The 24,345-nt window shown below is 44.0% G+C and carries 18 protein-coding genes; 9 read left to right on the top strand and 9 right to left on the bottom strand.

Translation table 11 applies throughout. The features are described 5' to 3' along the window. Window positions 1–58: 58 nt before the first annotated feature. Window positions 59–3,397, bottom strand: coding sequence for a sensor histidine kinase (locus tag DR864_RS22955; protein ID WP_114069160.1), 3,339 nt, complete (start codon window positions 3,395–3,397; stop codon window positions 59–61). Between the two features lie 33 nt (window positions 3,398–3,430). Next, complete coding sequence (locus tag DR864_RS22950) at window positions 3,431–4,072, bottom strand: response regulator (RefSeq protein WP_114069159.1); 642 nt, start codon at window positions 4,070–4,072, stop codon at window positions 3,431–3,433. Window positions 4,073–4,235: 163 nt separating this feature from the next. On the opposite strand from DR864_RS22950, the gene DR864_RS22945 reads away from it, so the two are divergent. From DR864_RS22945 to DR864_RS22925, 5 genes are all read left to right on the top strand, one after another. After that, on the top strand, window positions 4,236–4,568 hold the full coding sequence (locus DR864_RS22945; RefSeq protein ID WP_114069158.1) for a LytR/AlgR family response regulator transcription factor: 333 nt from the start codon (window positions 4,236–4,238) through the stop codon (window positions 4,566–4,568). 46 nt (window positions 4,569–4,614) lie between these two features. Continuing rightward, complete coding sequence (locus tag DR864_RS22940; RefSeq protein WP_114069157.1) at window positions 4,615–5,595, top strand: hypothetical protein; 981 nt, start codon at window positions 4,615–4,617, stop codon at window positions 5,593–5,595. Between the two features lie 97 nt (window positions 5,596–5,692). After that, complete coding sequence (locus DR864_RS22935) at window positions 5,693–6,661, top strand: hypothetical protein (RefSeq protein WP_114069156.1); 969 nt, start codon at window positions 5,693–5,695, stop codon at window positions 6,659–6,661. A gap of 115 nt (window positions 6,662–6,776) precedes the next feature. After that, window positions 6,777–7,088, top strand: coding sequence for a phage tail-like protein (locus DR864_RS22930; RefSeq protein WP_114069155.1), 312 nt, complete (start codon window positions 6,777–6,779; stop codon window positions 7,086–7,088). A 107-nt stretch (window positions 7,089–7,195) separates the two neighbouring features. Beyond that, the gene (locus DR864_RS22925; protein ID WP_114069154.1) at window positions 7,196–9,751 is read left to right on the top strand and encodes a LamG-like jellyroll fold domain-containing protein; all 2,556 of its coding nucleotides are present in this window, start codon (window positions 7,196–7,198) and stop codon (window positions 9,749–9,751) included. Between the two features lie 135 nt (window positions 9,752–9,886). On the opposite strand, the gene DR864_RS22920 is transcribed toward DR864_RS22925, so the two are convergent. The 5 genes from DR864_RS22920 to DR864_RS22900 all read right to left on the bottom strand — a co-directional run bounded on the left by DR864_RS22920 (window position 9,887) and on the right by DR864_RS22900 (window position 17,443). After that, window positions 9,887–10,312, bottom strand: a complete 426-nt coding sequence (locus tag DR864_RS22920) for a nuclear transport factor 2 family protein (RefSeq protein ID WP_114069153.1) — start codon at window positions 10,310–10,312, stop codon at window positions 9,887–9,889. A 44-nt stretch (window positions 10,313–10,356) separates the two neighbouring features. Then, on the bottom strand, window positions 10,357–10,719 hold the full coding sequence (locus DR864_RS22915) for a hypothetical protein (protein ID WP_114069152.1): 363 nt from the start codon (window positions 10,717–10,719) through the stop codon (window positions 10,357–10,359). Window positions 10,720–10,816: 97 nt separating this feature from the next. Next, window positions 10,817–12,484, bottom strand: a complete 1,668-nt coding sequence (locus DR864_RS22910) for a 7TM diverse intracellular signaling domain-containing protein (RefSeq protein ID WP_114069151.1) — start codon at window positions 12,482–12,484, stop codon at window positions 10,817–10,819. A gap of 288 nt (window positions 12,485–12,772) precedes the next feature. Continuing rightward, window positions 12,773–13,834, bottom strand: a complete 1,062-nt coding sequence (locus tag DR864_RS22905; protein WP_114069150.1) for a beta propeller repeat protein — start codon at window positions 13,832–13,834, stop codon at window positions 12,773–12,775. A 204-nt stretch (window positions 13,835–14,038) separates the two neighbouring features. Then, entirely contained in the window at window positions 14,039–17,443 is a 3,405-nt protein-coding gene (locus tag DR864_RS22900) for a DUF7133 domain-containing protein (protein ID WP_114069149.1), read from the bottom strand. A 290-nt stretch (window positions 17,444–17,733) separates the two neighbouring features. On the opposite strand from DR864_RS22900, the gene DR864_RS22895 reads away from it, so the two are divergent. The 4 genes from DR864_RS22895 (at window position 17,734) to DR864_RS22880 (ending at window position 21,154) form a co-directional block, all read left to right on the top strand. After that, window positions 17,734–19,668: a heparinase II/III domain-containing protein gene (locus DR864_RS22895; RefSeq protein ID WP_229599452.1), complete on the top strand. Its 1,935-nt coding sequence runs from the start codon at window positions 17,734–17,736 to the stop codon at window positions 19,666–19,668. Between the two features lie 220 nt (window positions 19,669–19,888). Further along, complete coding sequence (locus DR864_RS22890; protein WP_114069148.1) at window positions 19,889–20,338, top strand: DMT family transporter; 450 nt, start codon at window positions 19,889–19,891, stop codon at window positions 20,336–20,338. Window positions 20,339–20,522: 184 nt separating this feature from the next. Next, on the top strand, window positions 20,523–20,759 hold the full coding sequence (locus tag DR864_RS22885; protein WP_114069147.1) for a type II toxin-antitoxin system Phd/YefM family antitoxin: 237 nt from the start codon (window positions 20,523–20,525) through the stop codon (window positions 20,757–20,759). After that, window positions 20,756–21,154, top strand: coding sequence for a type II toxin-antitoxin system VapC family toxin (locus DR864_RS22880; RefSeq protein WP_114069146.1), 399 nt, complete (start codon window positions 20,756–20,758; stop codon window positions 21,152–21,154). Before DR864_RS22885 ends, DR864_RS22880 begins: the two co-directional genes overlap by 4 nt. Before the next feature lie 7 nt (window positions 21,155–21,161). Here the strand turns inward: DR864_RS22880 and hemL are convergent, their stop codons facing one another. Both hemL and DR864_RS22870 read right to left on the bottom strand, forming a co-directional pair. Next, window positions 21,162–22,451, bottom strand: a complete 1,290-nt coding sequence (hemL, locus tag DR864_RS22875; protein ID WP_114069145.1) for a glutamate-1-semialdehyde 2,1-aminomutase — start codon at window positions 22,449–22,451, stop codon at window positions 21,162–21,164. Between the two features lie 40 nt (window positions 22,452–22,491). Next, a complete protein-coding gene (locus DR864_RS22870; protein WP_162794063.1) occupies window positions 22,492–24,177 on the bottom strand; it encodes an ABC transporter substrate-binding protein in 1,686 nt (561 codons plus the stop codon). Window positions 24,178–24,345: the final 168 nt, after the last annotated feature.

The following is a 24,345-nucleotide window of genomic DNA, read 5'->3' as shown; positions in this document are numbered from 1 at the left end:
TTGTTTATGTAGTGCTCAAATTATGGCCGCGAATTGCAGTTGGAAGAGGTTCCCCTCCCTAACCCATCACCAACTCGACCTTGAAGCCTTTATCGTATGAAATAGTCAAGGCTGCACCTATATTTTTGGCGCGCATTTTCATGTTGTTTAGCCCCAACCCGTCGCTATTGGTGATGGGTTTTTGAGCACCATCATCGTGAATGAGAAGATATAAACCGTTTTTTTCCTGTTTGAACAAGATGCTGACACGCTTGGCATCGGCGTGCTTGCAGATATTAGTGATGGCTTCTTTGAAAATCAGGTAGATATTTTGGCGTTTTTCGGGGTCTATAAACCTCTTGGCATCTTCTAATTCGAGCCTAAAAGTGTGATTGATATTTTTTAAATGGAGGTTCTTTTCGGCAAATGCCCTCATTCTATCTATGAGGTTTTCGTAGCGGTCTTTGCGTGAGTCTATGGCCCAGACTGTATCTCTCATACGCTCCATGGCCTCGTGGCTCATGTGGCTAATCTCCATCAGGGTATCTTTCTCGCTGCTCAACGACGTGATGGCCAACATCTCCGACTGCATGGCCAAACCCGACAGGATAGAGCCGACTTCGTCGTGTAGATTGCTCGAAATACGGGTGCGAATCTGCTCCAACTCGCGGATTTTTTTGAGTCGGTTTTGTACCCTCTGAATAAAGTAATAATATACCAAAGTCGAAATAACCACCAAATACAGCAGGTAGGCCCACCAAGTTTGCCACAGGGGGGGGCGTATCGAAAACGCATACGCTGTTTCTGCGCTCCAATTACCATCGCTGTTCATGCCTTTTACTTTGAAAGTATAATTGCCGGGGGGAAGATTTCCGTAGGAAGCTTCTGAACGTGCCGAGGGTACACTCCACGTTTTTTCGAGGCCCTCCAACGTATATTGATAAATCATTTTTTGGGGAGTATTGGTGTTAATACCCACAAATTCAAAATTAAGGTAATTGTTATCGTACGACAATTGCAATTTTTCGGGGATATTATTCCATTTAGACAGACTTTCAAAGTGAAAATCATCCACAATTAAACCATTTTTTAAGACATAGGTGGTGTCTTTTGCCCAAACAACAGATTCGTTGAACAGCTTCACTTTTGAGAGCTCTACGTTGGGTTTATCGTTTTTGAGGGTTTCTTCTTTGGGGTCAAAGATGGTCAGTCTGTCCACCATTGGAAGCCAGATTTTGCCCGTTGAGTCTTGTACAATATCAAACCTACCCGCGCCAAAACCCAGATAACCTTGTTCAGAGTCGTAGTTTTTGAAATAGATGGGCTTGGAAAGTGGCTCATTAGAAGCCAATTGCCGCACTACTTCGCTCGACAATTTACTGAGACCATTGCGCGTATTAAACCATAAATTACCCGATGGGTCTTTCAAAATACCAAAAACGGTATTGTTACTTAATCCTTCTTTTTCGGTAAAATGTATAAAAGTTTTGTTTTTGAGATTGAGGTGAGTGATACCGGTGGCGATATCGCTAAACCAAAAATTCCCATACTTATCTTCTGCTATACTTTCGACAACACTCAACCTAAAGCCCTCTTTTTCGGTAAAATTGCTCAATAGCCTGCCATTTTTGTCGAGTCTTGATGCGCCATTGAATGTACAAAACCACATATTGCCGCCACTATCCTGCCAAATTCGTACTACTTGATGTTGCGGGAGGCCCTGTTTCATATCAAACCGCGTAACCGTATTGGTGTTGCCATTGATTCTAAAAACCCCATTTTTATCTCTCGAACTATACCAGATATTGCCCGCCCCATCTTCAAAAATACAAACAATATAGCTGCCACTATCCCTGAAATGGGTGATCGTTTTGCCATCAGCATTGAGTCGAAACATAGTTGAATAATTCGCTCCACACCAAATATTGCCCGCTTTATCCTGCATCATGCTCGTAATATCAGCATCGCTCAAACCTTCTTTGGGCGAAAAGTTTCTAATCTTCTGGGTGCCAAAATCAATCTTTGAAATGCCTCCGTTATAAGTGCCCACCCATATATTTTGGGTCCTATCTTTCAAAACACAGGCAATCTCCGCAGCGATAAGGCCGTTTTTGGGGGTTAGGTTGTGCACCAATTGGCTGTATTTTACAAGCCCATCGTTGGTACCAAACCACAGGTTGTTGTCTTTGTCGGCCAGCGAACACATCACGTAGTCGTTGGGCAAGCCTTCTTGGGTTGTGATTTTTGTGATGTTGGCCCGAGCGTTGTCAATTTTATAAACACCCCCCGGCTGTGCCCCAAACCAAACGTTGTTGTCGTTGTCTATCGAAATTTTGCTGGTATATCTTTCGTGGTTGCCTGTTAAATGGTGAAAATGGGTGCCATCAAACCTTGTTACGCCCGTCCACATAGCCAACCAGATATTGCCCGAGCGGTCTTCTTTTAAATCCATGATCACATTATAAGGAAGCCCCTGCGCATAGCCAAATCTTGAAAAACTTTTGAAGTCATACTTTACTAATCCCGCGTCGTAGGTGGCAAACCACATATTTCCTTTTTTATCTTCGATGATGCCATAAACATCTGCTCCCATTCCTTGCTTGGGCCCAAAATGAGTAAAAGTATGGCGTTTGGGTTCAAGCATTGACACACCGCCACCTACCGAACCAAACCATAAATTGCCTTTTGAGTCTTCTCTAATGGCCTCAATGGTGTTATGGCTGAGTCCTTCTTTGGTGGTATAATTTGTAAAATAGGTTCCGTCAAATTTTGTAACACCACCCCTAAAACACAGCCAAATATTGCCTTCGTGGTCTTCGAGGCCGCATTGATAGAAGTTGTCCGCCAATCCTTCTTTCTGACTATAATTTTCAAAAGTATGACCATCGTATTTTGAAACCCCATTGTAAGACCCCATCCAAAGGTTTCCTTTTTTGTCTTGGAATATCTGGTGGATTTGGTTTTCGACCAGCCCTTCTTTTAGTCCGAAAATAGTAAAACTGAATGGATTGTGGTCTTTGCTGTAAGGCGGTTTGGCAGGATTGATTTGGGGTTTTCCAGCACGAAATGGCTTATGAATAGCAGGGACTTTTGTTGGTGAAGGCATTGAACCCAGACCTAACGTATATACTATAGGGTTACCAACTTTTACAGTTTTCCATTTGATTGGTTTTGTATAATTTGGAAGAGATACTTCAGCGGGTTTTCCGAGCGGTAGGGTCTCTATTTTACCAATGGGAAGCGTCTCGGATGGCGGCATGGTATCGAGCGCAATCTGACGCAACTTGGCGGGATATATTTTTAAAGAAGGCTGCTCTCGTTTTGAATCAGCTCTTTGACCACAAGCCAACAACACCCCTAAAAAACTAAAAATCAGTGATTTGTATACAGAAAACGAGAGAGGTTTGTTTTTTTTCAATGGTAGAATAGGCTTATTGAGAGCAGTGGAAAATTAGCCAATATGGCCTTTCATGTACATATTGATTGCTTCTGTTTTGTTGTTTACGTGCAGTACCTTGTACATTTTTTTGATGTGCGTCCGCACGGTTTCTACCGAAATAAAAAGCTCTTCTGAAATGACCTGATAGCTTTTGCCGTCCACCAATTTTTGCAGAATCTCTTTTTGCCTATCCGATAGTATGCTGGCTTTGCTCACCCGCCCACCCATGAGGTGGTTGATGATCTCGCGGGCAATGCTCGGCGACATATACGAGCCACCGTTGAGCACGATTCTGATGGCTTCTACGATTTCACTTAGGCTTGCTTTTTTGGAAATGTACGAACACGCCCCCGAACACAACGCCTTCAGAATCATGTCTTCTTCTTCGTAGGTAGAAAGTACAATGACGTTTAGGTCGGGCTTCCATTGGAGCAGTTGCGGTAAGGCCTCCAACCCCGAAATACCAGGCAGCCCAATATCCAGCAGCAAGATGTCAATCTGAATCTTAGGGTTGGACTTGATTTCGTGGAAGAACGACTCGGCACTGCCTACCCCCAAAACTACCTCAAACTCCTCGTGGAATCCGATAAACTTCATGATATTTTCTCGGATGATCTTATTGTCTTCAATCATCGCAATCATTGCCTTCTTCATAGCCTATAAAATTTTACAAAACTATTGTTTACAAAACAAATCTACAATCACCCTTTGGGGTGGTATTTCAGAAAAAAGGCGTGGTGATTTCACCCCGTAGGGTGATTGATTGCACTGTACTAAATGAACAATTTTGTGATATCAAATATACTCAAAATAGGTGATGACCGCATTTAGCTCAAACTCTGCTTCCCACACCCTCACTATTTTACGCGGAACCGTACACCTGCCCATTACCGACATCGTACGGCTCGAAGGCAGCGGCAACTACACCCATTTTGTACTGGCCGATGGCCGCAAAATCCTCACATCCAAAAGTATTGGGTTTTATGAATCGTTGCTGCCCGACACGTTTGTGCGCGTAAACAAACAACACCTACTCAACCACCACTACATCAGAGCTTTTGACAGATATTACGTAGAAATGACCGATGGCTTCTTGGCACAAGTATCTCGACGAAAACGCACAATGGTAAAAGTAGCTGTGTTGTCTTAAACTTTCTTTTCACCACAAAATATCAATATAAACAAATCAAATACTCATGAAAAAAACAATTATCACCTTTGGCATTGCCTGTTTTACTATTTGTACTGCCTTGGGGCAAAGCATTACGCTTGTGCCTACCTCGTCCAATCAAGTTTTATTACGTACTTATGGCAGTCAGATAGCAAGTTTTTCTGGATACCATAGTGAGGGAAATTCTTCCTCTCCGACAGCTACTTTAAATAATAAAATACTGGCTGGTATGTATGGTTATGGTTATGGTGGAAGTTTCTTTACCACAACCCCTAACGCATCAATTGAGTTTAGAGCTTCCGGGAATTTTAATATCATTAATTTTGGAACAGAAATCTTATTTAACACTACACCATTCAATAGTGCCTTTGTGCGTGAAAGAATGAGAATAGCCGAAAACGGCAACGTGGGCATTGGTACGAGCACTCCAAACGGAGAATTATCTTTCAGCAATACCAATAATAACCGTAGAATATTGCTTTATGAAGATGCAAACAATGAAAATCAATTCATGGGTTTTGGCGTAAATGCCCAGACACTCAGGTATCAAATCCCTTCTTTAAATAATAGTCATGTCTTCTATGCGGGTACAAGCACAACTAATTCAAACGAATTGATGCGAATTACCGGAACAGGTAATGTAGGGATAGGGGCGTTTCCCGGCGCTAAATTAGAAGTAAATGGTTTTACCAAATTAGGGTCCGATGCCCCTGCCATCAAACAAAAGCTCATTACCGGTTTTAATACACCATCTTCTGAGGGTGCCAGTAGATTGATGCCTCATGGTCTTACCCCTTCAAAAATACTTTCTGTAAATATTTTTGTAGAGGCTGTTGAAAGCTTTTCAGGTTTGCTCTATCAAACTCCACCGAATTATGTAGGTTCTGCCGAAATGCTATATAGTTATGCTGTTACACCGACCAATATTGAATTAACGCTTACTAATACAACCTCTGGAAATATTTTATCGAAACCCATAAAAGTATTCATTACTTACATGGAATAAAAACAAAGAAATTATTTATTATCCAAAAGCATCAGTTAGCGATTTAAAATTCGCTCCAACAGATGCTTTTGGCTGCATAAAAAATCAAAATACCCCCATGAAAAAAACAATTATCACCTTTGGCATTGCCTGTTTTACTATTTGTACTGCCTTGGGGCAAAGCATTACGCTTGTGCCTACCTCGTCCAATCAAGTTTCATTACGTACTTATGGCAGTCAGATAGCAAGTTTTTCTGGATACCATAGTGAGGGAAATTCTTCCTCTCCGACAGCTACTTTAAATAATAAAATACTGGCTGGTATGTATGGTTATGGTTATGGTGGAAGTTTCTTTACCACAACCCCTAACGCATCAATTGAGTTTAGAGCTTCCGGGAATTTTAATATCATTAATTTTGGAACAGAAATCTTATTTAACACTACACCATTCAATAGTGCCTTTGTGCGTGAAAGAATGAGAATAGCCGAAAACGGCAACGTGGGCATTGGTACAAGCACTCCAAACGGAGAATTATCTTTCAGCAATACCAATAATAACCGTAGAATATTGCTTTATGAAGATGCAAACAATGAAAATCAATTCATGGGTTTTGGCGTAAATGCCCAGACACTCAGGTATCAAATCCCTTCTTTAAATAATAGTCATGTCTTCTATGCGGGTACAAGCACAACTAATTCAAACGAATTGATGCGAATTACCGGAACTGGTAATGTAGGGATAGGGGCGTTTCCCGGTGCTAAATTAGAAGTAAATGGTTTTACCAAATTAGGTTCTGCTGCCCCTGCCATTAAACAAAAGGAAATTACCGGCTTTAATACAGCTGTTGCAGATGGTGGTTCTACATTTGTGCCTCATGGATTAACTCCAAACAAAATACTTGATGTAGCTATTTTTGTGGAAGCCATAGAATCTGGATTACTTTCACAAATTCCACCTCGCTTTCCTCGGGGAGACGGAGTTAGTTATTCTTATTTAATTAACCACACTTTTATCGAAGTTTACTTGAATAGCGGGGCTAATATTCTTAATAAACCCATAAGAATACTTGTTACATATAAGGAATAAAAACTCTTATTTCATCTATTGATTTCATTTAAAAGCATCTGTCAGCGATTTAAAATTCGCTCCAACAAATGCTTTTGGCTGCACAAAAAATTAAAAAACAAATCAAAATACCCCCATGATAAAAACATTTATCACCCTCAGTATTACATTTTTAGTCGCTTTTACGGCCTTTGGGCAGAGTGTTACGGTATCTTCAAGTAACGCTGCGATTATCGAAGTAAATACTACAAACAAAGGAATATTTATTCCAAGAGTTACTACCGCCCAAACTGATTTGATATTTGTTACCCGTGCCACAGGTACTGGTAGAGGTACGGGTACCAGTTATTATGCCAAATGGGACGGAGCCGTTTGGGAAATCCGACGGGAATACAATGGTACAATAACGGGTGGTACAAATATTAATGTATTGGTGATAAAGCAATGAAACGACTCATTCCCAAGGGTATATTTTAAGCTTCTATTCACTAAATTGCATAGATAAACCAATAAATTCCTTAACTTCCCCCTTAGGAGATAGAGGGCTTTTAACCTATGAAAATCTCATTCCTTTTCCTCTTCATTTCCTGCTCGTGGGCAGTACAGGCACAAATTCAAGCCTTCAACTTTGCTCAGAGAAACACTTTTTATGGCATTGGTGGCTATGCTTTTACGCAGCAAGGCTTCTCTAATGGCGTGCAAGCCAATCCCTACTTGGTGTTGGGGCCTTCGCCTCAGAATGTTTTTAGCTACGCCGTTTCGGCGGTGGGGGGAATTACCAATAGAAGTAACGCTATTTCTACCAATACCGCCAATACCCCCATTTCCATTCAACTGCATGGAAATAATGTGCGAAAATTTTCTTGCCAACCAGTGGCACTTAATACCTTTGGTAATCCTACGTCTGACGATATACAACTAACAGCTACCACAAATTTGGGAAATACGGCTACCCAAACGGGGGGCTTTAACAGTGGTGCTTTTGTAGGGTTTAGCGTTACCGGAAACGAAAATGAATACATTGTTTCGATAGCTGCCACTTTTCCAACTACGCCAAGCCCTGCCGCCTTTCTAACACTTGCCGGAATTATGGTAGGCGACAATACCCCGCAAAACGTAGCCCTCCATTTGGATGGGGTTAATGATTATGTTTCGATACCAAATAATGTTGGCAACTTTGCCGCCAATCAAGAGTTTACCGTAACTTGTTGGGTAAAGCCTGACCCTACGCAAACAGATATTGGGCAGCAAGACAATGACTTTCTTGAAAAATGGGATGGAACAGGTGGCTATCCGTTTGTTATGCGTTATTTGAATCAAACCGCAGGAGCTAACAACGGGAAAGTACAAATTGCCAGATACGATGGCACAAATGGCCCTAATATTATGTCAACTGCCAAAATAAATGATGGCCAATGGCATCATGTAGCCATGACAGTAGCATCCGGCAGTCCTAAAACCATGAGTTTGTATATAGATGGCATTTTGCAAGGTAGTGTAACTGATAACACGAATGCAACTACCACTAACAATTCACCCTTATACATTGGGGTGAGGGGTATTCAGGGGAGGTACTTCAAAGGTGAAATAGACGAAATACGCATTTGGAATGTTGCCAAAACCGCCACACAATTAGCCGATGAACGCTTTTGCAAAACCCCCAATGCTACCAATTTACAAGCTGCTTATAATTTCAGCAATGGCGTACCGCATGGCACAAATACCCTCATTAGCCAAATAAACGAAGCCTCAAATAGTGCCAATAACGGTACATTAAACAACTTTGCCAAAACAGGCGATGCCTCCAATTTTGTAACAGGGCAGGTGAAATATGTGAATAATACACCTAATATTGGCAACAAAAATGGTAGTTCTTGGGCAAATGCCTATGATAACCTACGATCTGCTCTAACAGATAATACCTGCAACGATCTTTTTGAAATTTATGTAGCCAAAGGTACCTCAGCTTACAAATCTTCTACCACAAACAATATCAATGATAATTTCAATATCCTATCGGGGATGAGAATTTACGGTGGTTTTGCGGGAACTGAAAAAAGCATCAACAAACGCAATTTGGCATTGATAAATAGCACTAATGAAACTACCCTTTCAGGCGATTTAGGAAGCAATGACACCCCTTTTGTTTTTACCTCAAATCGAAATGATAATTCTTATTTCGTTGTAAATATTGGCAATGACGTTGTTTTTGATGGATTTAAAGTCATTGGGGGGCGTTATGATGGTATATTTGGCAACTCCGTAAACTGCAAAATAAGTAATTGCAGAATAACAGATAATGAAGAAGGCTTAAATATTAGAAATTCAAATAAAGTAGTCGCAAATTGCATAATAACAGGAAACAGTGGCAGTGGAATATATGACGATGAAGGGACTTCAAATTATCAAAATTGCTTGATTGCTAATAATGGGCAACACGGAATTTCTTTTATAAATTACTATTCGGATTTAAATATTATCAATTGCACTATCGCTTCAAATGGTATCAATGGGATATCCATTACCACCAATTTTAGTTCTACCCCTTTTGATAATACAATAAAGAACACTATCATAAAAGACAATGCTAATGTTGGAATTTCAAATACTATACAAGCGGCTACAACTAATACCTTCACCAACAGCTTAATACAAGGCGAAACCAGCACTGCCAATGGCAATTTGGTGGGTACTACCAATCCACAGTTTGTAAGTCCGGTAGCAAATACGGTGCGGAGTGATGCAGGAGATTATCGCCTAAAATGGTGCAGCAAAGCCATCAATGCAGGCACAAACACCGACATCAGCCCCTTAGATTTAGATCGAAATCCTAGAAATTTCAACGGCACTGCCGACATGGGAGCGTATGAGTTTTTGGGCAATACGCCCTCACAAGTAGCTACAAGTCACATCACAGGCACCATAGACTCGCCCACCTATACGGGCGGGGCCATTCAAACTATCACTTCCACCGCGAAGATCCTCGCCCCCGCCGGTGCCGTAGATTTCAAAGCACCCAATGCCATCCTTTTATCGCCGGGCTTTGAGGCAAGGGGCATGGGGAAGTATTTTGAGGCAAAAATTGGGGCGAATGTGGCGTGCAGTAATTAAATCCGTCTAAATCAATGCTAGAACATCCGTGTCATCCGTGTGCTAAAAAAGGGGGACACAGATAACACGGATCCCGAAAGCGTTCGGGTGCTCGGATAGGCTCTACGGCGAAATCATAGCTTTCAAAGCAAAAAGTCATTTTGCAGCAGGGACTGTGTGTTGCCCGCTCAGGGAAACCAATCCGTCTCCTCTGATTTCATAGACATAGGTCGAAAGATAATCGGTGGTCATATCCGGTGTACCGTCGTTGTAATGCCTTACCGAATGTTCTCTTCCCGTGGCAATGACTATGTTTCCAAACTGGCGCACTTTCAGGTCTTTGAAACTTACCTCTACCCTGCTTACATTTTTAAACAAAGCCACAATCTGTGCTTTATTCGCTATATAACCCGTACCCGAAATCAGCACATAGTCCTCAGTGGCTCGATCCATAATGTTCTTCATCGGGTTTTGTCGGTATTCTTCTGCATTTGCCTCAAAAAGTTTTTCCGCCTGCGTTTGAGCGAAGGCCGTGGGCAACAGGGCAATAAAACAAAGCGCGGTAATGAGGATTGTTTTCATAAAAATAGGGTTGTTTTGAGTGAAATTATTTTTTGATGAAAGACTTACATTTTCCCTTCGCTTTTCAGCGTTCGCCACGTCCAAATCGCACCCAGCAAATCAATCACGCCGAAGGCAACAAAAACAGGCGGCGCAATTTGGGAAACGACCAAGCCCACTGCTCCTAAAAAATAAATCGAACGGCCGGTAATGGTGGTTTTGAAGAAAGGCGTGAGGTCGTTTTTGGCAGATTGATAATAATACACGCCCAGAAGAAACGCCAGGATCCCCACTACTCGGATGTAAGGCTCGTGGGCTTCGGGCAATTGGGCGGTTTTGGTGAAGACGTTAGGAATAAACGTAAGTTCAAGCCCTACAATAAAAAGGTAATAGCTAAAAAACAGAACCGTTTTGGCTGATTTTGACATCGTTTGAGGTTTTAGGATGAAATACTAATTCGCCCTAAAAGTATTCGGCTTTTTGCCCTCAAAACAATTCCGGTTTCTGAACTGCGGAATCTAATTTCTAAACGGCAGGTTGTTCAATGGCCAACCTTTGCAACAACTCCGTTTTCAACCTTCTCGAAACAGGAACTTCGCTCTTATCTTTCATCTCGACCGTCCCTCCTTCGCCCCGAATGTACCGAACCACATTATTCAGGTTTACAATATGAGATTTATGGATCCGCATAAATTGTTCTCCGTCGATCATCTGTTCAAAATGAGACATCGGTTTGGAAGTAGTGATTTTCTTATTGCCACTCAAATAGATCATACAATAGCTACCCATGGCTTCCAAACGATTGATATCCTGCTCAGGAAACAGAATAACACCCTCGACGGTGGGAATGGAAATTTTTCGGATAGACTGACTGCCCGATTGGATCTGTTGGAGCAGTTGATTGACGTCTTTATTGTTTTGATGGGATTTGATATTTTGTTCTATCTGCAACTTCTCGGCTAACAACTGACTGTTTTTCAGCAACAGTTCCTCATGCTCCTGCGAGCGTTTCAACGCAATTTCCCGGGCATCTTTGGCTTCTTTTCGATACGTATTGAAACGGTAGGCAACGGCAAAAGCAAAGAACAACGCCTCCAAGACCGAGCAAATTTGATAGATGTAGGCCGCTCGCAGGTTGTTCATTGATACAATGCCCATAAAACCCAAAAGTACATTCACCACGCCATAAATGTAGAAGCCAAAAGCCAATACGAAGTACCGTGCATGCTTGAAACCCAGAAAATGGATATAGAGACTTGCTCCCAAAAGCACCAACATGATGGAGATCACCAACAATTGAAAGATATCATTCACCCATCCTTGATAAGGAAACCATTCGAAGGGCAGCAATACGAGACAAAGCAGCCACAACACAACCAGGGTCCAAAAGAATTTGGGAGCCAACTCCTTCATTCTCAGGTAAGCATTGGCAAACAGTATAATAAAAAACAACGTTATGGCCGACGAGAGATTGATATCAGAACTGAAATTGGAAATTTGGTGGAAGACAAATTCCTGATGATGATTATCGGCTTTGAAAATGATATACCCCGACGATGAAATGTAGAAAAAATAATAAAGAAAAACCCGGTCTCGGGTGACCGCAAAAACGAACAGATTGTAAAACATGAGCGCCAATAAAACGCCGTAAATACCGCCATACAACAAATCGTACTTGTGTAAATAATTGGAAATGGCTTGGATATTCCCGATTTTCAGCGGAACATACACACTTGTATTTTGTAGACGTAGGTAAATTCGTTTGGGCGATTTCCCTAAGTCAAAAACGGTATTGCTGCGTTTGAGAAAATGCGCACCAAACGGCCGCATCGCCCCTGTGTACCATGATCGAATTGAATCGTTCGTATCAACCAAAAACACATCCAACAGCCGCACATCGTGCAATTCCTGAATCAGGTATAGCGCCTCATCAGATTGATTTTCTACATCAATCCGTAACCAAATGGGGTATTCGGTATTGCCAAAATTGAGAAAATTTTTGGTATTTAACATAAATGCCTCTTCCGGCAACCTGCGTATTTGATCAAAACCCATCACCTTGGAAGAATCCACCCGACAGTAAACGAATGACTCGACGGACTGCAATTCGTCGGAAGTCCGGTAGTGAAAGCGTTTTTGGGCCAACAGGGGTAATGACAGCAACAGGCTTAGACAAACAAACAATAATCGCATAGCTGAGGATTGGGCAGTAACAGGCAAATTAGAAAATAAACTGAGAATTTTAAAATCCAGCTATCGGGATACCTGTACACTCAACTCATTCTAAAAAATAACTCCCCAATGTAGTCAAGGCCCTCGTTACCGCTTTCAATTCCTAACCCTGCCCGACGACACGCCCCCCTGCGGAAAATCATTCTTGGAAAGCGGTAGGTTAGTTGGGGGAAATGTTTTTGTTGAAATCTTCTCCGGTTTGGAATTTAGCTTATCTAACCTTAATTTCCGTACATATAAATTTACCAGTTATCTATCCAATACAAAAATATTGTTCCCAATTAACAGGATATATCCTTTATCAGTAAGAAGTTGATTGTCTGAATAATCTGACATAACATTAGTGGCCTCAGCACTTTCATCCCAAGTCAAACCACCGTCTTTTGTATACGCTATTATATCATTTGCCTGATAAACATCCGTTGCACAATAGCTTTTGTTTAATATCATTATACCTTCATTAGGATTCCAAAAATCGACAATTCTGGCACTTCTGTTGTAAGTCGCACTCCATTTTTTCCCGCCATCCGTTGTTTTTATTATTTTTCCAGAAGCTGACATTACTATATTGTCTTTATCGATTATTTCGAAATCATAAATATTTGACGCATTGGTTACAATTTTCTCAATTTCTTTCCCATTCAAATCGGTCACTATTATTACCCCATTTTTGCCTGAAATATAAATTCTATCTTCAAAAATCTTGAAACTAAACGTAACTAAAGAAAATCCTAACTCCGAAGAATCATTTATAATTACCCACGAATTACCTTTATCTTTCGATTTAATCAGAACTGTATTGGTGTTTAATCCCGATAAAATCGCATATAAATCAGAATGTTTATCGCTTTGGATGTGATTCATATTTCCCTCCAGATTCGGATAAGTCTGTTTCACCCAATTGACGCCTCCATCTACTGTTTTAAGTAAATCTCCCTTCCCCCCAAAGCATGAAATAAACCCTTCTTTATCATTCAAAAAAAACATACATCTTGGATTTTCTCTCAAAAGGAGTTTTAAATCTACCCAGGAATTTCCTCCATCAACTGTTTTAAACAGTTCAGCATATCCCCCGGCGCTATTTACGCCTAGAGCATATCCTACCTTTCCATCAATCAATTGAATTTCTTTCAATCGACCATTAAAATCAACGGATTGTTTGTTGTTTAATTTAAATCCCGGAGGGGGGGAAATATCTGGCAGGATTTTACAGTTTTCAAATGGAGGATTGGGCCCGATTGGATATTCGCTCTTTTTTCTACAGGAAGATAGAATGATAACGTTGATCAAAAACAAGGCGAAGTTCTTCATTTTGTTTCAAGCTGTTACGTTTTACTAATAACGTTCATGCATTCAATAAACGCTTGCTCTTTTGTCAAAAGTGTGTTTTTTTCAAAAATTTAATTGTCAATTCATTGACTAAAACTGACAAAACTCCCTGTTGGACACAAAAAAAACCGCCGCAAAGCTTGGGCTCTGCGGCGGTTACTATTTTGAACGGATAAAGGCGTACTCCTACTTTTTCAGATTCGCCAAGTACTCGATTACGTCCCGAATCTCTCTTTTGGAGAGTAATGAGCCCATCGGTGGCATCCCAGAAGGCATGTTTTCGCGTTTGGTGATGCGGGCTACGGGAATCACCAACGGCTCGGCGTCGGAGGTGTTGATGGTCAGTTCTTCGGCGGTTTCTTTCGCCAAGGTACCATTGACCACCTGCCCGTCTTTGAGCGTAAGCGAGACCGAACCGAAGCCCGGCGCGATGCGCGCACTTGGTTCCACTAGCGCCTGCAACAGCTGCTCACGGGTAAGCACATCACCAATGTGGGTCAGCGCGGGGCCTACTGCACCACCCGTACCACCCACCGCATGGCAACGCACGCATTGAGCGGTGGAGTTGGTGTTGAAGATGTTACGGCCCTGAAAACGGTTGCCACCGTACATCGTTTCGGCGTATTCATCCAAGGCCGAAGCATTGGGTTTAAGCGATGCCATTTTGGTTTTTAAAGTCGCCACACCCGAGGCGTCTACGGCTTCTTTCAATTCCAAAGATAGGTTCGGCGAGAGTTTTTTAGCGGCCAATTGGTCAATCAAATCTCCCAAAATCACCTGCGTTTTATCGGCTTCCATTTTGCCCAACACTTCCAGCATTTTTTGCTGCTCACGCACCGTCCCTTTGGTAAAAATAGAACTCACGATGGCGGGTAAGCTTTCTTTGGTTACGTTTTTATTGTCCAACAATCCCAACGCCACAGTACGCACGCTTTCGTCTTTGTCGTCCATGCCTTTCTTGATGAGGGCGTCCATTTGGGCGTAGCTTAGCTGATTCAGCGCGGGCAAAATCGCGGCTTTTACCTTGGGGTCAGTTGTGGCATCGTAGAGTTCGGCCAGTTGCGCGTTGGCGCTCGTAATCTTTAAATCGGCCAGCAAACCTGCGACGGCAATCAGTGATTCGGCGTTTTTCTCTTTCAGAAAATTAGCGATATGCGGTGTAACTTTGGTCCGTACGCCAGCGGGGTCGCGTTCGATTTTGCCACGGTAGCGACCATCCACGCGGTCGAGTACCGACGGGTTCGCCCACGTACCCAAAGTGGCCAGGGCTTCCGCTTTTACATCATCTTTGATGTCGGTGCGGGTCGCAAAAGCCACCAACATATCCAATTCCTTATCGGTACCCACTCGCAACGCGGCGTTGATGGCGCGACGCAGGATCACGTCCGACGTAATGCTTTTGTCCTGCAATTTCGCGGCCAACGCGGGTAGCGCCCCCGGAATCGAGAGGTCGTCGTTGATACCGCGCGCGGCTTCGGCCACGATGTATTCATCTTTATCATTAAGAAACAACGCGATGTTATCATTTTTCATCCGTCTTAGCACCAATACCGCCGCCGTACGCAGGGCTTTGCTTGGGTTGTTGGCCAAGGCGACCATTGGTTCTGCTTTCCCGATTCTCGACAACGCCAATACCCCAGCGTGACGGATGTATACGTCTTCGTCATTGTTGGCTGCAATCATCTCAATCAGGGGCGTTACGGCATCAGCGTAGGCAATGCGGCCCAAGGCCTCAGCGGCATAAAAACGAACGCGTGGGCTGGTGTTTTTGAGCAATGGAATCAGCTCACTGCCTGCCGTGGCAATGCGGGCATCGCCGAGCATTTTGGCCGCCTGCGTAATAATTTCGGGGTCTTTGTCTTTCAATAAAGGTAACAATGTCGACGCATTGGCTTTGTTGACGCGGGCCAATTGCCCCACACCCCAAATGCCGTGAATCCGTGCCAACTGACTTTGGGTTTGGTCAATGGCTTTGGTCAACATCGGCGCCCCTTTTGCGCCTCGGCTCACCAATTCAAACTGCGCTTTTTGACGAATTCGCATGTCTACATTCGACAATAGCGAATACAGCATATCCGCACTTTGCGAAGCGTAGTCCAACTGAATCAGACGTTTGGTTTCCTGACGCACCGCCGCCAAATCATTCTTTTCTTTGGTTACGTCCAGTTTCCACACGCGACCGTAATTCTTGGTATCCCAGCCGTTAATCCAGTCGGCTACGTACAAGGCACCATCGGGACCAAATTTAATACCCGTCGGCAAAATACCGCTAACGATGTCTTTTTCGCCATCCAATTCAAACGACGCGCCTTTGGGTTTGAGGCCAAACGACCAAATGTGCGAGCGCGTAGGTGTACCCACAAACTCCACCAAGAAAAACTTCTTTTTCCAATCTGAGCCCAAAGCTGTACCCGGATTGTAAACCATGCCCGTGGGGCCGTTGTGGTAGTTCATGATGGGCGGAATGATGTAGGCCGCCTGTCCGTCCCAACGGGGCTTAAACAGTTTTTCGTCCATCCACACCTTGTATTTATTGTTTTTGGGATCAGTATATTTTCCGTACTGCCAGTTGGAACGCCAGCCCGCATCGGAACCTTCCACGACGTGAACCAACCGCTCACTTTCGCCAGGATGGTCGCCGTCGTTGTCGGAAGAAATCAGGTTTCCATATTCGTCAAACACAAACTCGTGGGTGTTGCGAAGGCCGTGGGCAAAAATCTCAAAATCACTACCGTCGGGGTTGGAGCGCGCAATGATACCCGAGTTGGGATGCTCGTGTTTTTTGCCGTCGGGGGCCGTGATGTTGGCCCCAATGTCGCCAATATTCCAATAAATACGGCCGTCGGGTCCTTCAATAACGCCCGACATGCCGTGGCCGCCAAAACCGATGTGGACCCCGTAGCCGTGGCTAATCGAAGTTTTCTTGTCTATGACACCATCGCCATTTCGGTCTTCGAGCCGCCACAAATCAGGGGCTATTCCCACAAACATATCCTTGGCTCGCACCAACATTCCACCCGCTACGTCGGTAACTTCTTCGTAAAAGTCTTCTAAAATACGGAGCGAAACATCCGCAATTCCGTCGTTGTTGGTATCTTCCAAGCGCCAAATCTCGTCTTTTTCCACCGCTAAATCACGCCAATCGTGGGAGCCATCTTCGTTGAGATCAGCCAGCCACGAATTTTCGGCAGAGCGCTCAGGCGCGAAGGTTTTCCGCAAAAACGCCCGACGGTCTTCCACGGTTTGGAGGCCGATAGACTCCGTCATCCAGTCGCGGTGCCCACGAATATCAAACTCGGAGTTCTTTTGGCGGTTGGTACGGTTGAGGTACACTCGCCCTTGATCGTCGATCGACATCGCCACGGGGTCGGGAGCGAGTGAATCAGAAGCCCAAAGGCTCATTTGCAACCCGTCGGCCAGTTTTATGGCCGTTTTTTCGCGAATTTCCCGCGCCTTAGCCAACGCTTTGGTGGGGTCTTCTTTGATCATTACAGGTTGGCTACTGCGCGGCATTTTCATACACGAAACCACCAGAAAGGCGACTCCGAGCGATGCCGAGAGTTGAATCTTAGCCTGTTTATTTAAAAGCATGGGTTATTGAACGTTATATGTTAGACGGAATCAAAAATAAACAGTGGTAGATTAAGTAAAACGGCTAATTACGGGTTTTTACTTATGGCGAACTCTTTTTTTAGATTAACGCCCAGAGGAACCGTACCATAAGGGCATTTTTGCCGACTTTTTAAGTTTTTGGAAACAAACACCCAGTCGGGGACAAAGTCTATTGATTATTTCCCGCCAAATTCAAGTATCAGGGTTTCACCTTTGCCTTCTTTATGCTGAATGAATACATTAGATTATTCACAAACCTCTATCCCAACATGAAAAAACTCGTTATCCTCACGATTGTTTTATTTAGCCAATGGGGGCTGCTACAAAGCTACGCTCAAGTCACCCAGCGCAACATTTTAGGGAATAAATACTCCTTGGAAGCCGTCAAACAATCCCTGATTCCACAAAATCAATTCAAGCCTTATCCCAAAACCGTTGGCGAGTGGAAAGCGGCCCTCCCCGACTCCGTCATTGTGCGCACCATCAAGGCAGGAGAAGCTTTATTAGATTATAAATTTGAACCCATCTCGGCAACAACTTCGCTTGACTTTGTGCGCTCTGGCGACCGCGAGCGTCACAGCAAAATTTCTTTTGGCAAGCGTAACGCGTTGATTGATTTGGTCTTAGCTGAAAGCATTGAAGACAAAGGCCGCTTTACGGAAGCCATTCTCAACGGCGTTTGGTCCATCTGTGAAGAAAGCTTTTGGGGGGTTCCCGCCCACATCAGCGGTACAGGGTTGCCCAACGTAGAGGATAATATCGTTGATCTTTTTGCCGCCGAAACCGCGTCCGTTTTGGCATTTACCGACTATTTTGTGGGTGACAAACTCGATAAAATCAACAAGCTAATCCGTAAGCGCATTTACCACGAAACCAACCAACGGCTATTTATTCCGATGCTCAAAAATCCCGACCGTTATGGCTGGATGAGTAAAAAAAATGCGGTCAATAACTGGAATCCGTGGATTATGTCCAACTGGATGACGGCCACGCTGCTGCTCGAAAAAGACGAAGCCCGTCGTGCTGAATCGCTGCATGGCGCCATGCTAGGATTGGATTTGTACCTAAACGGACTGGGCGAAGACGGTGGCTGCGACGAAGGTCCGAGTTATTGGTTTGCGGCGGGAGCCTGCGTGTTTGACTGCCTCGAATTGCTCGACGAAGCCACAAAAAACAAGGTGGCCATTTACAATGAACCGTTGATTCAGAAAATGGCGTCGTATGTGTACAAAACCCATATTTCGAACGATTACTTCGTCAACTTCGCCGATGCCGACCCCAAACTCAAACCCGACGGCGTCATGCTGTATCGTTTCGGGCAAAAAATTAACGACCCACAATTGCAACAGTTTGGCAAATGGGCCATCGAGAAATACCCAACGGCCATTTCCAACAATGGCTTCCACCGGATGCGAAAGGTTCAGAACCTGCTGACTTTCAAGAACATTGAACCAGCCAAAAGCAGCTACGAACCCGTAAGAAACGCGTGGTTTAACGACATTCAAGTACTGACCACCCGCGCCGACAACGGTTTTTATATGGCGACCCACGGCGGCCACAATGCCGAAAGCCACAACCACAACGACGTGGGCGATTTTCTGCTCTACGCCAACGGAGAGCCGGTCATCATCGACGCGGGACGTGGGAATTACACGGCCCGCACGTTTTCGTCCAAGCGCTACGAACTGTGGTTTACGCAATCACAGTACCATAACCTACCCATCATCAACGGCTTAGGACAAATCGCGGGCCGTAGCTACGAAGCCACCAACGTAAAAAGCACCATTAACGACAAAGAATCATCGTTGAGTATGAACATTGCGCCGAGCTACGACAAAGCCGCTGGTATTGCGGCTTGGAACCGTACCGTCAAGTTGAACCGCGCCAAAAACACGGTAGAAATCAACGACGATTACGCGCTCAATCAAAAGCCAAATTCGTTGCAGCAAATCTTCATGACCGTTTGCGACATCGACACCGCCACGCCTGGAAAAGTCATCTTCAAGACGTGGAAAAACCAAACCGTTACGCTGCAATATGATCCCAAACTTTGGAGCATTTCTACCGACTTACCTTCTACCGACGGCATGGAATACGTGAGTTTCAAAACCAAGTGGGACAACCACCCCGTACAGCGTATCATCCTGACCAACAAAACATTGGCCCAAAAAGGAAAGTACGGATTTACGATAGGAATGAATTAAGAAGCAGTTTTTGAAGCGCGAAACGTACACTTATTTTACGGAAACACCCCTGTTAGTTGGCAGCTTACAGGGGTGTTCTTGTAAATGGGCTTTTTAAATCGTGCTTATTAAGCTCAAAGCCTACTTTTAATCAAATCTTTCAAGGGCGTTATTGAGTTTTCCCTTTGATTTATTATTACATTTAAGTCATCTCAAAAACGTTACTTTCAGACAAGTGAAAATGAACAACTCTATTCTGTACATCATGCTCGCCATTACGGCGGGTGTGTTGATTCCGTTCCAAAGTGCCATGAATTCTGCATTGGGCAAAGGTCTTCAAAACCCTTATTTTTCAGCGCTTACCATCTTTATTGTGGCCGTCATCGGGCTATCTGCCTACATAGTGTTATCGCGGCAAACCGTCCCCAACATGACGCATTTTGCCGCCCCTCCCAAGTGGAGCTATATCGGTGGTCTTTTGGGCGGCACCTACGTTTTGCTCGTTGTTTGGCTTGCGCCCAAGCTAGGCATCGGAAACGTAACCGTTTTGGTATTAATGGGGCAGGTAATCGCCGCCATGGTGATTGACCAATTTGGGCTACTCGGTGCCCCGCTTCACCCCATCACTTGGCAAAGATTGATAGGCGTAGTGCTTTTGTGTACTGGAGTGTATGTGATTCGGAAATTTTAGAGACTGTTTTTTTGCAATTATGTTACTTGGATTCCAGTTTCAAACAATCCCCGTTACACGTATCCTATTGACAAATACAGCATTGACTCAAAAGGAAGAGTATAAATTAGTCAAGGCGTTCAAATGTAGATTTTTCTTGACAAGTTGTCAAGAAAAATCTACATTTGAATAAAAAATAAGCAAAATGAAAATAATGACTGTTGGAGACTTAAAAACGCGATTCTCGGAGGTACTCCAGGAAGTGCAGGCCGGAGAAGAGATAGCCGTTGCTTTTGGAAAAAAAAAGGAAATTGTTGCTTATCTCGTTCCAAAATCAGCGCGTAAGCCTGCAAAACGTACTTTAGGCATTTTGGCAAACAAAGGAAAAGTCACCTTTCAGAGCGATTTCAGCATGACCGAAGAAGAGTTTTTGGGTGTATGAGTTATCTACTTGATACCCATACCCTTATTTGGGCAATAACAGAGCCACAGAAGTTGTCTGCTACCGCAAAAAAAGTGCTTATTAATTCTGAAAATGAGATTTTGGTAAGCGCTGTTAGTTTTTGGGAAATCTCATTAAAGTATTCCATTGGCAAATTAATATTGGAAGGCTATATACCTGAAGATTTTCCGAAAGCTGCCATATCTACGGGCTTTAAGATTATTCCTTTGACCGACCAAACTACTTCTACTTATCATCATCTCAAAGCATCATACCATCGTGACTCATTTGATAAAATGCTTATTTGGCAAGCCATTCAACATAACTTCACTCTCATAAGCTGTGATGGAAATGTACACAAATATGAGAGTGAAGGGTTAAAAGTTATCTGGTAAAACCGCCTTAAATCACCTCACGTAAGGCCTCTTCGTTGGCCTCAATCAACTGCTGAATGTGCGCATCTTCCAAGGCATACGAGAAAAATAGGCTTTCAAACTGCGACGGTGCCAAATAAATCCCGCGCTTAAGCATGGCTTGGAAATAACGGCCAAACAGCGGTAAATCCGACGCTTTAGCGGAGGTAAAATCCGTGACGGGTTGGTCGGTCATAAACAGCGTAAACATCGACCCGATGTGATTGATGGTGAAGTTTAATCCCAGTTTTTGAAGTGATGCTTTAAACCCAGCGGTGATGGTATTTCCCACTTCGTCGAGGCGCGTATATACTTCGGGGTGCGCTTCCAAATAACGCAGCATCGCCAATCCCGCCGACATCGCAATCGGGTTTCCAGAAAGCGTACCCGCCTGATACACAGGCCCTGCAGGCGAAACACAATCCATAATTTCGCGCTTACCACCATAAGCTCCCACGGGCATTCCTCCACCGATGATTTTACCCATCGTGGTCATGTCGGGCACAATGCCGAAGCGCTCCTGCGCGCCGCCTTTGGCCAACCGAAAACCCGTCATCACCTCGTCAAAAATCAGCACGATTCCTTCTTTGGTACACAACTTACGAATGGCCTCTAAATAACCAGCATTGGGCAATACGCAGCCCATGTTTCCAACAACAGGTTCCAAAATCAACGCGGCAATTTGGCCTTTATTGGCATCAATGAGTTGTTCCAACGCGGGCAAATCATTGAATGGAGCCGTCAACGTATCGTTGGCCACGCCTTTGGTCACGCCTGGACTATCGGGAACGCCCATCGTAACCGCGCCACTACCCGCCGAAATCAAAAAGCTATCGCCATGACCGTGGTAGCAACCTTCAAATTTGATGATTTTGTCGCGCCCCGTGTAGCCGCGCGCCACCCGAATGGCCGACATCGTGGCTTCGGTACCAGAATTGACCATCCGGACTTTTTCCACCGATGGCACCATCCCGACAATCAGTTCGGCCATTTCAACTTCTTTGCGCGTAGGCGCACCAAAAGAAAATGAGTTCTGAATGGCGTCCGAAACCGCCTTTTCAATCAGTTCGTGGGCATGACCCAAAATCATCGGTCCCCATGAATTGATGAATTCCAAATATTGATTTCCGTCTTCGTCGTAGATATAGGGACCTTTGGCCGATTTAATAAAAACTGGCGAGCCGCCCACCGCCCTAAAAGCTCTCACGGGGGAGTTTACCCCTCCCGGAATGTATTGTTTTGCTTTTTCAAAAAGGTCCTGACTTTGTGTACGTTGCATTCGTTTTTGTTACTTAATTAGATGTAGATGATATAATTTCCTATTGTCCGTTGGCCAACACCCACCGCATATCGTCCATTTTCACAATAGGCACGACTTGGTTGTCGTTTGAACTCTTATAATTAAATCCTGAAAGCAGATAATCGTCCTCAAAAACCCGCGTATCTAGTCCAGTACGCACTTGATTGCGGTACTTGTGCAACAAACGCCCAAAAAACAAAAGAGCATCGTACCCCTGCATGGCATATATGGACGGAATCGTATTTCGTTTGGTCAGATAGTTTGTCTGAAAATCTCTTACCTGCGCCTTAGAGGTATCAATAAACTCAGTATCAATAATATACACTTCTCGTCCTGACAAGGTAGAAGCAACAACATTTTGCATGTTAAACGCCAATGAACTCGCCAAAAGCGGGACGTTGATTCGCCGTTTATTCAGCATATTGAGCACCTTGTTTCCATCCGTTTCGGTACTACTAAAAACCACCACATGACCCGGTTTGTTTACTTCTGTAATCGTAGCACTTGAGTCGAGTTTCTCACGCGTCTTCCGAAAATCAATGGTTTGGTAGCCTGCTTCCGTGGCTTTGGTCTTATAGGAAGCCGCAAGGGTAGAATCACGCCGGGTGGCTCCGTAATAGATGGCCAATTTACGGTTGGTCGAAGGCTGCGAGCGCATAAAATCAAAACTTTGTTGCGCCTGACGTTCAAAAGAGGGTTGCAACAATAACGTATTGGCATGATTCACCAAAATATCAGTCGCAAGGCTCGTTGGATGCACATAAAATATGTTGTTACTTTCGGCATAGTCAGCAGCCAGCTTGGCAGGTTCATTGTAAACTGGGCCAATCAACAAGTCAGTTTGCGCAAAATTGGCGTTATTGACTACGTTGACCATCTCTTCGGGGTCGTTGCTGACATCATACGTAAATAGATTGACTAAAATGCCTTCTTGCTGCAGTTTGGCTTTGGCTAATTTCATCCCTTCGTACATATCATACGCAAATTGATTCGTGCGCGCCCGCTGATTTGGGCTGAATTCTTTGAGCCGAAACGGCAACGCCACGGCCACGTTATAATAGCCTTTCTGAAGGTTGTTATTACTTTGACGTACGGGAGTAACCTGCGAAGTAGGTTTGGAAGAAACAACCCCAAAGCGATTGGTCAATTGGTCAGATAGTTCCAAATCCGATTTTTCATTGGACGTTCGCTGAATCATATCAATCAGCGCCAACGCCACCGTCTTATCGGCAGGATGTTGGCGATTTAGGCTCTTGAGGTAGGCAATGTCCTGTAATTTATTGACGTAAAAGCGCTTTAGATTTTCAGCCTCTTTTTTGACCGAAGGCGTTGAAATTTCCTCTAGGTAGTCCAATGCCTCCCCAAACTGTTTTTCCTGAAAAGACACATCGGCCAGCACGTAGCGTACATCGTCCATTTTTTTCCAATCAGGAAAACGCTCCCGCAGTTGCATCAGCATCTGGCGGCTTTCCGACAAACGATTGGTTTTGAGGGCCGCCAACGACCAATAATAATGTGCAAAAGGCGCCAAGCCGTGGGTATATTTACGGGCCGTCAATGGGGTAAGTGCACTCATGGCGGAGGCAAAATCCCCCGATTTGTACAACGCCACGCCGCGCTTGTATTCGCGCTCGTAGGTGGCATCAACACCCTGGGCATACATAAAAAAAGGAAAGAGGTAAATCAGAAAAAAGGATTTTCTCATTAGGAAAGCATTAGTGGGGTAAAACCGGAAGTCAAAGTTAAAAACAATTTTAACGTGTCTACTCTTAGGATGGCAAGTAGCTGTAAAAATAATGAAGAGTACGTAAAACAAAAAAGCCATCACGCTATATGCGAATGGCTTTTCTCACACTTAACCTATGATGAAAAG

It is taken from the genome of Runella rosea, from assembly GCF_003325355.1.
GTDB lineage: Bacteria > Bacteroidota > Bacteroidia > Cytophagales > Spirosomataceae > Runella > Runella rosea.
The sequence above is the reverse complement of the archived record's forward strand: the minus strand, read 5'-3'. Positions and strand labels throughout refer to the sequence as shown.

What these genes read in the sequence shown, in the direction of transcription:
- DR864_RS22945 (WP_114069158.1), top strand. Translation starts at nt 4,236, where the DNA reads ATGACCGCATTTAGCTCAAACTCTGCTTCCCACACCCTCACTATTTTA.
- DR864_RS22950 (WP_114069159.1), bottom strand. Translation starts at nt 4,072, where the DNA reads ATGAAGAAGGCAATGATTGCGATGATTGAAGACAATAAGATCATCCGA.
- DR864_RS22900 (WP_114069149.1), bottom strand. Translation starts at nt 17,443, where the DNA reads ATGCTTTTAAATAAACAGGCTAAGATTCAACTCTCGGCATCGCTCGGA.
- DR864_RS22890 (WP_114069148.1), top strand. Translation starts at nt 19,889, where the DNA reads ATGAACAACTCTATTCTGTACATCATGCTCGCCATTACGGCGGGTGTG.
- DR864_RS22930 (WP_114069155.1), top strand. Translation starts at nt 6,777, where the DNA reads ATGATAAAAACATTTATCACCCTCAGTATTACATTTTTAGTCGCTTTT.
- hemL (WP_114069145.1), bottom strand. Translation starts at nt 22,451, where the DNA reads ATGCAACGTACACAAAGTCAGGACCTTTTTGAAAAAGCAAAACAATAC.
- DR864_RS22915 (WP_114069152.1), bottom strand. Translation starts at nt 10,719, where the DNA reads ATGTCAAAATCAGCCAAAACGGTTCTGTTTTTTAGCTATTACCTTTTT.
- DR864_RS22880 (WP_114069146.1), top strand. Translation starts at nt 20,756, where the DNA reads ATGAGTTATCTACTTGATACCCATACCCTTATTTGGGCAATAACAGAG.
- DR864_RS22895 (WP_229599452.1), top strand. Translation starts at nt 17,734, where the DNA reads ATGAAAAAACTCGTTATCCTCACGATTGTTTTATTTAGCCAATGGGGG.
- DR864_RS22920 (WP_114069153.1), bottom strand. Translation starts at nt 10,312, where the DNA reads ATGAAAACAATCCTCATTACCGCGCTTTGTTTTATTGCCCTGTTGCCC.
- DR864_RS22905 (WP_114069150.1), bottom strand. Translation starts at nt 13,834, where the DNA reads ATGAAGAACTTCGCCTTGTTTTTGATCAACGTTATCATTCTATCTTCC.
- DR864_RS22940 (WP_114069157.1), top strand. Translation starts at nt 4,615, where the DNA reads ATGAAAAAAACAATTATCACCTTTGGCATTGCCTGTTTTACTATTTGT.
- DR864_RS22910 (WP_114069151.1), bottom strand. Translation starts at nt 12,484, where the DNA reads ATGCGATTATTGTTTGTTTGTCTAAGCCTGTTGCTGTCATTACCCCTG.
- DR864_RS22925 (WP_114069154.1), top strand. Translation starts at nt 7,196, where the DNA reads ATGAAAATCTCATTCCTTTTCCTCTTCATTTCCTGCTCGTGGGCAGTA.
- DR864_RS22935 (WP_114069156.1), top strand. Translation starts at nt 5,693, where the DNA reads ATGAAAAAAACAATTATCACCTTTGGCATTGCCTGTTTTACTATTTGT.
- DR864_RS22870 (WP_162794063.1), bottom strand. Translation starts at nt 24,177, where the DNA reads ATGAGAAAATCCTTTTTTCTGATTTACCTCTTTCCTTTTTTTATGTAT.
- DR864_RS22885 (WP_114069147.1), top strand. Translation starts at nt 20,523, where the DNA reads ATGAAAATAATGACTGTTGGAGACTTAAAAACGCGATTCTCGGAGGTA.